The sequence below is a fragment of the Mariniflexile aquimaris genome, from assembly GCF_042676825.1.
In the GTDB taxonomy this organism is placed as follows: Bacteria; Bacteroidota; Bacteroidia; order Flavobacteriales; family Flavobacteriaceae; genus Mariniflexile; species Mariniflexile aquimaris.
This window is the reverse complement of record NZ_JBHTIB010000008.1, coordinates 537,553-550,493: the sequence shown is the minus strand read 5'-3', so window position 1 is coordinate 550,493 and position 12,941 is coordinate 537,553. Positions and strand designations below refer to the sequence as shown.

11 protein-coding genes are annotated in these 12,941 nt (G+C 33.2%); 8 read left to right on the top strand and 3 right to left on the bottom strand.

The window, feature by feature from the left end:
• Positions 1-861, bottom strand: coding sequence for a carboxylating nicotinate-nucleotide diphosphorylase (gene nadC, locus ACFQ0I_RS07385; RefSeq protein ID WP_379940836.1), 861 nt, complete (start codon positions 859-861; stop codon positions 1-3).
• Between the two features lie 128 nt (positions 862-989).
• Between nadC and rlmH the strand changes: the two genes are divergently transcribed.
• On the top strand, positions 990-1,463 hold the full coding sequence (gene rlmH, locus ACFQ0I_RS07380; RefSeq protein WP_379940834.1) for a 23S rRNA (pseudouridine(1915)-N(3))-methyltransferase RlmH: 474 nt from the start codon (positions 990-992) through the stop codon (positions 1,461-1,463).
• Here rlmH and hpf read toward each other — a convergent pair whose 3' ends face one another.
• Positions 1,464-1,763 (bottom strand): ribosome hibernation-promoting factor, HPF/YfiA family, encoded by a 300-nt coding sequence (hpf, locus tag ACFQ0I_RS07375; RefSeq protein WP_379940832.1) that lies wholly within the window; start codon positions 1,761-1,763, stop codon positions 1,464-1,466.
• Between the two features lie 110 nt (positions 1,764-1,873).
• Positions 1,874-3,514: an AMP-binding protein gene (locus ACFQ0I_RS07370; RefSeq protein ID WP_379940831.1), complete on the bottom strand. Its 1,641-nt coding sequence runs from the start codon at positions 3,512-3,514 to the stop codon at positions 1,874-1,876.
• Between the two features lie 134 nt (positions 3,515-3,648).
• On the opposite strand from ACFQ0I_RS07370, the gene ACFQ0I_RS07365 reads away from it, so the two are divergent.
• The 7 genes from ACFQ0I_RS07365 (at position 3,649) to ACFQ0I_RS07335 (ending at position 12,941) form a co-directional block, all read left to right on the top strand.
• A complete protein-coding gene (locus ACFQ0I_RS07365) occupies positions 3,649-4,221 on the top strand; it encodes a non-canonical purine NTP diphosphatase (protein ID WP_379940829.1) in 573 nt (190 codons plus the stop codon).
• Between the two features lie 71 nt (positions 4,222-4,292).
• On the top strand, positions 4,293-6,512 hold the full coding sequence (locus ACFQ0I_RS07360; protein ID WP_379940827.1) for a RelA/SpoT family protein: 2,220 nt from the start codon (positions 4,293-4,295) through the stop codon (positions 6,510-6,512).
• A gap of 26 nt (positions 6,513-6,538) precedes the next feature.
• Complete coding sequence (locus tag ACFQ0I_RS07355) at positions 6,539-6,991, top strand: Fur family transcriptional regulator (RefSeq protein WP_379940826.1); 453 nt, start codon at positions 6,539-6,541, stop codon at positions 6,989-6,991.
• A gap of 12 nt (positions 6,992-7,003) precedes the next feature.
• Positions 7,004-8,278 (top strand): adenylosuccinate synthase, encoded by a 1,275-nt coding sequence (locus ACFQ0I_RS07350; protein WP_379940824.1) that lies wholly within the window; start codon positions 7,004-7,006, stop codon positions 8,276-8,278.
• 178 nt (positions 8,279-8,456) lie between these two features.
• On the top strand, positions 8,457-10,133 hold the full coding sequence (locus tag ACFQ0I_RS07345; protein ID WP_379940822.1) for an OstA-like protein: 1,677 nt from the start codon (positions 8,457-8,459) through the stop codon (positions 10,131-10,133).
• A 77-nt stretch (positions 10,134-10,210) separates the two neighbouring features.
• Positions 10,211-11,395 carry an aspartate aminotransferase family protein gene (locus ACFQ0I_RS07340; RefSeq protein WP_379940820.1) on the top strand — a complete coding sequence of 395 codons (1,185 nt, stop codon included), beginning with the start codon at positions 10,211-10,213 and terminating at the stop codon, positions 11,393-11,395.
• A 157-nt stretch (positions 11,396-11,552) separates the two neighbouring features.
• Entirely contained in the window at positions 11,553-12,941 is a 1,389-nt protein-coding gene (locus ACFQ0I_RS07335; RefSeq protein WP_379940819.1) for a tetratricopeptide repeat protein, read from the top strand.

The window sequence follows — 12,941 nt, the reverse complement described above, 5'->3', positions numbered from 1 at the left end:
CTATTTAATAGCTTTTAAACTTAAATCCATATTATATACAGAATGGGTTAAAGCGCCACAAGATATATAGTTAACACCGCATTCTGCATAATGCCTAATGGTTGCTTCATTTATATTACCTGAAGATTCCGTAAGACACTTGTTACCAATCATTTTCACTGCCTTTTTAGTGTCTTCGTAATCGAAATTATCTAATAAAATCCTGTAAACTCCGTCTAATTGTAATATTTCTTCAACTTCAATTAAATTTCTGGCCTCCACCATTATTTTTAAATCCTTGCCAGTTTCTATTAAATATTCTTTACTCATTTCAACAGCCTTGGTAATTCCGCCAGCAAAATCAATATGATTATCTTTTAACATAATCATATCGTATAATGCAAATCTGTGATTTTCACCACCGCCAATAATTACCGCCCATTTTTCTAAAACACGAATTCCTGGAGTTGTTTTTCTGGTGTCTAAAATTTTAGTTTTGGTTCCTTCTAATAAATCAACAAACATTCTGGTTTTGGTAGCTATGGCACTCATTCGCTGCATGGCGTTTAAAACGGTGCGTTCTGCTTTTAAAATAGATTGCGAAGACCCTTCAACATACATAACCATATCGCCATAAGTTACCTCAGACCCATCTTCTATAAGTACTTCTAACTTCAAATTCTTATCTACGTAAGCAAATACTTTTTTGGCAAAATTAACCCCGCCTATAATGCCTTTATCTTTAACCAAAAGCTTCGCCTTACCTCTTGCGTTTTCAGGTATGCACGCTAATGAACTATGATCGCCATCGCCAACATCTTCTCTAATAGCATTCGCGATAATAGATTTTACTTCTTGATCAAACTGCTCTTGTGTTATCATGGTTTTAAGTTGATTTAGAGCAAAAATAAGAAATAGATTTACTTTTTTAAATTTTACAATTACGAATTTTATAAATTTTTAATAATTAAATTCATTATTCATAAATACTAAGTGCTATTTTTGCTTTTATGACCATCAAACTTGTTGCCATTGGCAAAACAGATAATGCAGATTTACAATCCTTAATGGATGATTACATTAAGCGATTAGGTTTTTATATTAAGTTTTCAATAGAAATTATTCCAGATATAAAAAACGTTAAAAATTTAAGTGAAGAACAACAAAAACAAAAAGAAGGCGAACTTATTTTAAGCAAACTGAGTGCTACCGATGTTTTAATTTTACTAGATGAAAACGGCAAACAACTTGATTCTGTTCATTTTTCCGAGTATTTACAGAAACATATGAATTCTGGTATTAAACAATTGGTATTTGTGATTGGGGGACCTTACGGATTTTCGAAGGAAGTATATGAAAAATCTAATGGGAAACTATCATTATCAAAAATGACATTTTCCCATCAAATGATTCGCTTGTTTTTTATTGAGCAACTTTACAGAGGCTTTACAATTTTAAGGAATGAACCTTATCACCATCGTTAATTAGTGCGTTTTGTATACCTCCTTGCGTTTTTTAAGCTGTCGTTCTAAATCGCTAATAGTTTCTCTTACCGCAACTTCGTAGTTACGCTCGTTAGAAGTCGCAAAAATTCTTGGTCCAGGTAAACTTAACTCTATATTACATATTTTACCCGAGTCGTGATTATGGTCTTCCTTTTTAAAATAAACGGTAGCTCCTATTATGAACTCAAACTTATTAAATATTTTTTTTAATTTTTCTTCGGTAAAAGCCGAAAGTGTCTCACTTACATCTACATCTACGTATTGAAAATTTACTGCCATATGCGTTCTTTTTTTAAATTATCATTTGTCTAATTTACTGTTTTTAAAGTAGACTTTTAATATCAATTATCATAAATTATTGATAAAATATTTACTACATTTAAGTTATCTTACTCAAAAATCACAGTATCAATTTGTTCGAACCAAGATTTATAATAAGGCTGATGTATTTTTTCGATAGCATTCCGTTTTACCTTTAATGTTGGGGTAGCTAAACCGTTATCTACCGTCCAATCTTCTTTCATAATTACAACTTTTTCAATTTTTTCATGTTTTTCAAGCGTCTTGTTTAGTGCAGTTATCGATTTTATTAATGCAGTAGAAATAGCTTCCTTAGATTTTTCTTTTCCTAATTCTGAAAGTGTAATAAGAGCTATGGGTTGTGGTATACCCGTACCAACTACACAAATTTGCTGAATATCTGCGTTACTCGACAACTGCAACTCTATAGGTGTTGGTGAAATATACTTGCCTTTATCTGTTTTAAACTGGTCTTTTATACGACCTGTAATGGTTAAATACCCTTCATGATCGTACTCACCAATATCGCCGGTTTTAAAAAAACCATTTTCAAAAACTTCTTCTGTTATTAACGGTTCTTTATAATACCCCGTCATTAAACACTTGTTTTTTATTAAAATCTCCCCTTCTGTCGATAATTTAATGGTTACCCCATCCAACTTTTTTCCTACTGTGCCTATTTTATTGGCTTCGGGCAAATTAATATGCGAAATAATACAATCTTCGGTCATTCCATACCCTTGCAGAATTTCAATATCTAATTTCTTAAACCATTTCATAAGACTCACAGATAATGGAGCAGCGCCCGATATAATAATCTGAGCATGTTTTAAGCCTAATTTCTGCTTTAATTTATTTTTAATTAATCTATTAAGTAATGGTATACTAAGCAGCGTATTAAGCTTGTTTTGAGGCATTTTTTCCAATATTTTTTCTTGAAACTTTGCCCAAATTCTTGGTACTGCGAAAAACAATTCTGGTTGGCATGCTTCAAGATCTCCCGGAAAAGACTCGAGCGATTCCGGAAACGAAATTTCTGCCCCTAGTAAAATACCATAGCTTTCAATCCCTACGCGTTCTGCAACATGGGCTAATGGTAAATATGAAAAAAATCGAGATCCTTCCTTTAGTTTTAAACCTGAATTAATCACATTCAGACTTTCCACAAAATTACCCACCGTGTGCATAACACCTTTTGGCGCTCCAGTAGTTCCTGAAGTATAAATAATAGTATGCAAATTATCGGATTCCGGCATATAAACATCTTCCAATGGCTCGTTCTTCAAAAGCAAATCTTCATATAGTTCGCCTTCATTTTCACCATATAACCCGACACTTATCTTTGGAATATTAGGAATTCCTGATTTCTGAGATTCAAAATTATCCAACTTTCCAATAATTATTGCTTTCGATTCGCTATGCTCCAAAATTTGATGTATGGCTTCTGCGGTAAGTGACGGATATATTGGAATAGACACATGACCAGACATCATTATTGCTAAGTCTGAAATAATCCAATGAACACAATTTTTCGATAATAACCCAATATGACTTTGTATCGGGAAATTATACTTATTAATAGCTGCCGCTAATTTACGAGCCTCAATTCCAGCTTCTTTAAATGTATAAACTGTTGTTTTCCCGTTAATAGGTTGTTTTAAAAATGCTTTATCGGGAGTTGTTTTCTCCCAGTGTAAAAAAGCCTCTAAAGGAGATTTATATGGAATCATAAATAGTTAGTTGGATTTTTTAAAGGTATAAAAAAATACTATAAATTTTTATTCTAAACACAAATTGGATGATAGATTACTTTACCACAAATCATTATTAGCTTACTTTTGAAAACTAAAATTCATCCAAATAAATGCAAATAGTATTCGCTACCAGTAATTTAAATAAAATTAAAGAAGTTCAGGCATTAATCCCTAAACATATAAAACTTTTAAGTTTAACCGATATTGGCTGTTTTGAAGAAATTCCCGAAACTCAAAATACTATTGAAGGGAACGCCATTCAAAAAGCATTGTATATAAAAGAAAAATATGGCTATGATTGTTTTGCTGATGATACAGGTTTAGAAGTAGACGTATTAAATGGTGAACCAGGAGTATTTTCTGCACGATATGCTGGCGAACAACGTTCTGCGAACGACAATATGGATAAATTACTTGATGCATTAAAAGACGCCAAAAATAGAAGTGCCCAATTTAAAACTGTTATTGCATTACAACTTAACAACCAACAACATATCTTTACAGGAATATGCAAAGGTGAAATTACTAATACAAAACATGGTGATAGCGGATTTGGCTACGACCCAATTTTTAAACCCAACGGGTACGATAAAACCTTTGCCGAAATGGATTTAAGTTTAAAAAACAGTATCGGGCATCGTGGAAAAGCCATAACCCAATTAATAAATTTCTTAAATTCTTAATTATTTTTAAAAATAATATAAAATTTAACTATCATGTTGCTAGTTAATATTCTTTGTGCTACATTTAGTTTATGACAGAGGAAGATATAGAAAAAGAGAACGGAGCCATTACCAAAGCCTATAAAGAATTGTTAAAAGTTAGTTACACAACACTAACCGATGATGATAAAAAACTTATCCGTAAAGCTTTTGAAGTTGCTGTTGATGGCCATAAAGATCAGCGCAGAAAATCTGGTGAAGCTTATATATTTCACCCGATTGCTGTCGCCAAAATTGTTGCGCAAGAAATTGGGCTAGATGCTACATCTATTGCTGCTGCTTTATTGCATGATGTGGTTGAAGATAGTCCGGATTACGAAATAAAAGACATTGAAAATTTATTCGGAAAAACCGTCGCTACGATTGTAGACGGACTTACAAAAATATCGTCATTAAGTAAAGAGAAAGATATAGGCGTATCGTTACAAGCTGAAAATTTTAGAAAAATGCTCTTAACTCTGAATGATGATGTTAGAGTTATAATCATAAAAATTGCAGACCGTCTCCATAACATGCAAACTATGGATGCGATGCGTACCGACAAACAAGAGAAAATCGCATCAGAAACCTTATATATTTATGCCCCATTAGCACATCGTATAGGGCTTTATAATATTAAAACACAACTTGAAGACTTAGGTTTAAAATACACCGAACCAGAAGTTTATAATGATATTCTAAACAAAATAAAAGAAAGTAAAGAAGAACAAGACCTTTACATTGAACAGTTTAGTGAAGTTATAAAGAATTCGTTAAACAAAGAAAACTTAGAATACACCATAAAAGGTCGCCCCAAATCTATATTCTCCATTAGAAAAAAAATGGTGAAACAAGGCGTTTCTTTTGATGAAGTTTACGACAAATTTGCCATTAGAATTATTTATAAAAGTGAACCAGCTACCGAAAAGTTTTTAGCTTGGAAAATTTACTCGATTGTTACAGATCACTTTAGACCTAACCCAGTAAGACTTCGCGACTGGATTTCATCACCAAAATCTACCGGATACGAAGCGCTGCACATCACGGTTGTTGGCCCTAAAGGTCGTTGGGTTGAAGTTCAAATTAGAAGTGAACGCATGAATGAAATTGCCGAAAAAGGTTATGCGGCACATTACAAATACAAACAAGATGGCGAAAAAGAAGATAATCTAGAAAACTGGATTAACAAATTACAGGAAGCACTCGAAAATCCGGAAACTAATGCTGTAGATTTTGTAGAGCAGTTTAAACTTAATTTGTATTCAAAAGAAATTTTTGTTTTCACCCCTACTGGCGAGTTAAAATCACTTCCAAAAGGCGCTACTTCTTTAGATTTTGCTTTTAACATCCATACAGAAGTTGGCATGAAAACCAGAGGTGCCAAAGTTAATGGCAAACTGGTGCCGCTTAGTCATGTGTTAGAAAGTGGCGATCAGGTAGATATTTTAACTTCAGAAACAGCAAAACCAAACCCCAACTGGTTAGATTATGCTACAACTGCCCGAGCAAGAAGCAAAATAAAATCAGCACTACGCGAAGACAAAAAACGATTAGGTGAAGAAGGTAAAGAAATTTTAAGAAGAAAATTAAAGCAGTTAAAAATTACGCTTAATGAAACTTCTATAAACGAATTAGTAAACTATTTTAAACTTAAAACAAGTTTAGATTTGTTTTATAGAGTTGGTATTGGCACGATTGATAACGCCATGCTAAAAGATTATGCCTCTTCTAGAAGCAATGCCTTAATGACCTATATTAAGAGTAAAATTTCTAGAAAATCAAACATCAAGAAAGAAGACCTCGAAAAAGATGAAATCACCACCAACTACGATTCATTAGTATTTGGTAGAGAAAAAGAAAAATTAGACTACAAATTATCAAATTGTTGCAACCCGATACCTGGCGACGAAGTGTTTGGTTTTTTAACGGTTTCAGAAGGCATCAAAGTTCATAAAAAAAATTGCCCCAATGCATTAAGTCTGCATTCTAACTATGCCTATAGAATCATGACTGCTCAATGGGTAGATTCTTCGCAACAAGAATTTTTAGCACAAATTAAAATAACAGGAATCGATCATATTGGCTTGGTAAACGATATTACCAAAATAATTTCTGGAAATATGCACGTAAATATGAAAAGCATAAGTTTTGAAACTGATGGTGGATTATTTTCTGGAAATATCAATTTAGTAGTAAAAAACAACTCCATGCTAAAAAAGCTTTTAGATAAGCTTAAAAAAATTAATGGCATAGATAAGGTAATTAGAGTTTAAAAAAAGTGTAAATTTGGGACGAAATTATGAACGCAAGCGCAGACACAAAAAATCAGGAGATTGTAAAAAGTGTATTTACTAACTTTTTAGAAACCAACGGACACCGCAAAACGCCCGAACGTTATGCTATATTGCAAGAAATTTATAATAACAAAGAACACTTTGATATAGAATCGCTATATCTAAGTATGAAAAATAAAAAGTACCGTGTTTCGCGGGCTACGCTTTACAACACTATAGAATTACTTCTGGAATGCAAATTGGTTAGAAAACATCAATTTGGACAAAATCAAGCACATTACGAAAAATCGTATTTTGACAGACAACACGACCACGTTATTTTAACCGATACTGGCGAAGTTATCGAATTTTGCGACCCAAGAATTCAGTCTATCAAAAAAACTATCGAAGAGGTTTTCGATATAGAAATCAATAATCATTCACTCTATTTTTACGGAAATAGAAAATCAACCAAATAACTAATTTTTACAATGGCAGTAGATTTACTACTAGGATTACAATGGGGCGACGAAGGCAAAGGAAAAATTGTTGACGTACTGACTACTAATTACGACATTATTGCACGTTTTCAAGGTGGACCAAATGCTGGACACACACTCGTTTTTAATGGCAAAAAACATGTTTTACACACCATACCTTCAGGAATATTTCATGATGGCACAACTAATTTAGTTGGTAATGGTGTGGTTATAGACCCTGTTATTTTTAAAGGCGAATTAGATAAATTAGAAGACCAAAATGTGGATTTTAGAAAGTCTTTAGTAATTTCTCGTAAGGCACATATTATTTTACCAACCCATCGCTTATTAGATGCTGCTAGTGAAGCTTCCAAAGGTAAGGCCAAAATTGGTTCTACTCTAAAAGGTATCGGACCAACTTACATGGATAAAACGGGTAGAAACGGACTTCGTGTGGGCGACTTAGAATTAAGCGATTGGAAAGAGCGCTATAGAGCGTTGGCCGATAAACACGAATCTATGATTGATTTTTACAATGTAGATATTCAATATAATTTAGAAGAACTTGAAGTAGAATTCTTTAAAGCAATTGATGTTTTAAAATCATTAAAATTTATTGATTCAGAAGAGTTTATTTATCAGGCTCAAAGAACAGGAAAAACCATTTTAGCCGAAGGTGCCCAAGGTTCTTTATTAGATATCGATTTTGGAACCTATCCATTTGTTACATCTAGCAACACGACTGCAGCTGGAGCATGTACTGGTTTAGGTGTCGCGCCAAACCAAATTGGTGAGGTTTTTGGTATATTTAAAGCTTACACAACTCGTGTTGGTTCTGGCCCATTCCCTACGGAATTATTTGATGAAGATGGCGCTACTATGAGTCGTGTTGGAATGGAATTTGGCGCAACTACAGGTAGAGCTAGACGCTGTGGTTGGTTAGATTTAATCGCCTTAAAATACGCCTGTCAGGTTAATGGTGTTACACAATTAATGATGATGAAAAGTGATGTTTTATCAGGATTTAAAAAACTAAAAGTTTGCACAGCTTACAAATATAAAGGTGAAGTTATTCAACATTTCCCATATAATATTGAACCTGAAAATGTAGAACCTATTTATACTGAAGTTGATGGTTGGCAAGAAGATTTAACAGGAATGTCTGAAGCTTCTCAATTACCTAAAGCATTAAATGACTATATTGAATTTTTAGAAAAAGAATTGGAAATTCCAATTACAATCGTTTCTGTAGGTCCGGATAGAAAACAGACTATTTTTAGAAAGTAGTTTTACTTTCATAATCAACTAAATATATTTAAAGACGCTTCAAAAAAAATTTGAAGCGTTTTTTGTTGCAAAACAATTATACATAATTTTAATCGTTATTTTTGCCACAAACTTTTAGATTTTGAATAGAAAAACCATTTACTTGCTTCTTATTTTTTTCAGCCTATCTTCTATTGCGATGATAGCACAAGAAAAAAAGAAAATTCAAATTGAATATGCAGGAAGATTAAATGTTGACGAAGAAAATTATCCAGGAGCAAAAATACTAACGCGTGATGAATCACAACAAGTGCATATTACTCAAGGAAGTATTAATATGTGGAGTGATAAGGCTATTTATTACAGTGGTGAAAACTTTATTGAAGCCTACGGAAATGTAGTACTCATACAAGGAGACACCATTCATATGACTTCTAAATACATAGAATACAGCGGCTTTACACAATTAGCATTTGCAAGTGGCGATGTGGTATTGAGAGATCCAAACTCTACGATTTCATCAGATACTTTATATTTCGACCGTGTAAAACAACAGGCCTTCTACAAAAATAAGGGTAAGGTTGTAAAAGATACGTCTGGAACTATAACAAGTAAAGTGGGAAGGTATTACATGCAACAAAAAAAATACCAGTTTGTTGATGATGTTGTGCTTGTTAATAAAGATGCTACCATAAATTCTGAATATTTCGATTTTTATTCGGACACCGGATTTGCATACCTGTTTGGTCCTTCAACCATTACGACGACTGAAAGCAAAACATATACAGAAAAAGGGTTTTACGACACGAAAAAGCGAAATGGCTACGCTGTTAAAAATTCAAAAATAAATTACAACAATCGTATCATTGAAGGTGACAGTTTATATTTTGACGACAACATAAAATTTGCTTCTGCAACCAACAATATAAAAGTTACAGACACCATTAATCAAAGTATTGCAAAAGGGCATTATGCCGAAGTTTATAAAGCAAAAGATTCCTTGTTTATTACAAAGCGCGCCTTAATTGTTACCAAACAAGAAAATGATAGCATTTACATGCATGCTGATAAAATAATGATGACGGGCAAACCAAAAAACAGGATTGTTCGTGCTTATTACAATGCTAAAATTTACAAAACCGACTTAAGCGGAAAAGCAGATTCCATTCATTCAAATCAGCAAACAGGCATCACGCAATTAATAAATTTATCGCGATTTTCATCTTCTGATAAATTCTCAACGAAACGACGACCTATTCTTTGGAATATAGCAAATCAGATGACGGGCGACACCATACATCTTATTTCTAACCCCGAAACCGAAAAGCTGGATTCGCTACTAGTTTTTAATAATGCCTTCATCATTAGTAAAGACAGCATCAGTAAAGATGGATTTAATCAAATTTTCGGAATTCGTTTGAAAGGATTATTTAATGATGAAAATAAATTACGCCAAGTAGATATTATTAAAAATGCGGAGTCAATTTTTTACGCACGAAACGACAAACAAGAACTCATTGGAATCGACAAAGCAAAATCGGGAAGTATATCTATTTTATTTTCCGAAGGAGATATTGAAGAATATACGAGATATAATCAAATAGATGGCAATCTTTATCCCGAATCTAAATATCCAAAAAATGAAAATCGTCTAAAAGGGTTTGATTGGCGCGAAGACGAACGTCCTCTAAGTGTTGAAGATTTATTTAAAGAAGACGAACCTTTAGTTTTACCAATTATTAAAGGGTTAGAAGATTATATACCGCAAGACAGATTTTTTGATGATGAATTACTAGAACGCATAAAATTGGCTGGTAAAATTGGCATTGAAAATAAAGCAGGTAGAAATATCCCTGATGACGAAAAAGGAATCTAAAAACTATTTTATTTCAAATCCTATCCACTTAATAAGCTAAATAATTCGAGTCTACAATCTATATAGTCTGTAAAATAATGAAATCCGATTTCCTAAAATACCAAACCCAAACTACAGCACATCCGCTAGCCATGGAAGTTTCTCATGCAAACGGAAGTTATATTTACGACACAAATAACAAAGCATATTTAGATTTTGTGGCAGGAGTATCAGCGACACCTCTGGGGCATAATCACCCTAAGGTTATCGGCGCCATAAAAGAGCAGCTCGACAAATATTTACATGTTATGGTTTATGGAGAATATATTCAAAAACCAGCTGTAGAGCTTGCAAAACTTCTTGCCAAAAATCTACCTTCAACACTAGAAAACACCTATTTGGTTAATTCAGGTACCGAGGCCATAGAAGGTGCATTAAAGCTTGCCAAACGAGCTACGGGCAGAAGCGAGCTTATCTCAGCACATAATGCATACCACGGAAATACCATGGGATCGATGAGCGTAATGGGTTACGAGGAACGCAAACAAGCCTTTAGACCGTTGTTACCCGATATTCGATTCATTACATTTAATAATGAAGAAGATTTAAATTTAATTACCTCTAAAACCGCAGGCGTATTATTAGAAACCATTCAAGGTGGTGCTGGTTTTATTCAACCCGAAAACGGTTATCTGGAAAAGGTTAAGAAACGCTGTGTTGAAGTTGGAGCACTTTTAATTTTAGACGAAATTCAACCAGGAATTGGAAGAACTGGAAAACTTTTTGGTTTCGAAAATTATAATTGCGTTCCGGATATCTTGGTAATGGGTAAAGGTCTTGGTGGTGGAATGCCCATTGGTGCTTTCACCGCATCAAGTAAGTTAATGTCTTTATTGCAGCAAAACCCTAAACTTGGCCATATTACCACATTTGGTGGACACCCTGTTATTGCTGCAGCTGCATTGGCGACTTTAAAAGAAATCACCGAAAGTAATTTAATGCCTTTAGCTTTAGAAAAAGAACAACTTTTTAGAAAACTTTTAGTGCATCCGTTAATTAAAGAAATTCGAGGTATTGGATTAATGCTCGCTCTAATGATGCCATCAGAAACCATCACAAACGAGGTTATTTTAAAGTGTCAAGACGAAGGATTAATTCTATTTTGGCTACTTTTTGAACCCAAAGCAGTAAGAATTACACCCCCATTAACCATCTCTAATGATGAAATTATTAAAGGTTGTGGTATAATTATTGATATTTTAAATACAATAGACGGAGAATAGCATCTTTGTAATGTGTTGATTACCAACAAAAAACAATCGAATCAATACTTTAATTTCAAAAGTGTTCATTACTTTGTTAAAAAGATTTGCTTAAAACGTCTAATAAAAAAAGAATAGAGCCTTAAATTTAATCAAGTAGAACCTTACCAAAGTGCTTATGGAGTTTAGTTATGATGACCACGATGATGTACCGTTAACAAAGTTTGAATCGATGTTAAAAACAAACCATGTTTTGTTCTTCGATTCGGAAGAATTCGAAAACATCATTCATCACTATTTAAATCAAGGAAAAATAGCATTAGCAAAAAAAGCCATAAAACTAGGTTTAGACCAACATCCCACCTCTATTAATTTAAGAATATTTAAAGTTGAAATTTACGTGTTCGAGGACAAGCTAATTGAGGCGGATAAACTACTAAACGAACTTTATAGCTTAGACCCAACGAATGAGGAAATTTTCATTCAAAAGGCGAATATTTTTTCTAAAAAAGATGATCACGAGCAAGCCATCGCAGTTTTAAAACAAGCTTTAGAGCTCACCGACGATGTGGTAGATTTATATTCGTTAATAGGCATGGAGTATCTTTTCTTAGATAAATTTGAAGAAGCTAAAGAATATTTCATGAAGTGCTTAAATGAAGATTCAGAAGATTATTCTTCACTCTATAATATCATTTATTGCTTTGAATTTCTTAATCAGACCGAAGAAGCTGTTGCCTACTTAAATGAGTTTTTAGATACAAATCCGTATTGTGAAGTGGCTTGGCATCAGTTAGGAAAACAGTATTATACTCTTAAAAATTACAAAAAAGCTCTGGCTGCATTCGATTTTGCAATCATATCAGACGACACCTTTGTAGGAGCCTATTTAGAACGCGGAAAAGTATTAGAAAAGCTAAAAAAATTCGAAGAAGCGATAGAAAATTATACGATTACGTTAAAATTGGATGAACCTACATCTTTCGCTCTTTTAAGAATTGGTAACTGCTACGAAAAATTAAAAAATGATGAATTAGCAGTTCAGTATTATTACAAAACGGTACACGAAGACCCGTTATTAGATAAAGGATGGATTGCCATTACTCGCTATTATAACAAAAAACGAAATTACCAGAAAGCGCTATATTACATTAACAAAGCCATAAATATAGATTCGGAAAACGTAATATATTGGAAATTATATTCGCAAATTAACCAACGCTTAAACCATTTTGAAGAAGCCGAACGTGGTTTTAAAAAAACACTTGATTTAGGGAATTACGAATTAAACACTTGGTTATCTAGAGGCGATTTATTAGTTAAACTTGGTGAACCCGAAACGGCCGTTGATAATTTTGAACAAGCCGTAGTATTTTATCCTGAAAACGCTGAAATTGAATATCGATTGGCAGGTTTATATTTTTCATTAAATGAAACCGATAAAGGCACATTTCATTTAAAAAATGGCTTAAGATATAATGCAGAGTATTCTTTTATACTGGAAGAACTATTTCCGGAGGTAACAAGCAAAATTCTAGTTAAAAATATACTAAACCTAAATCAATAG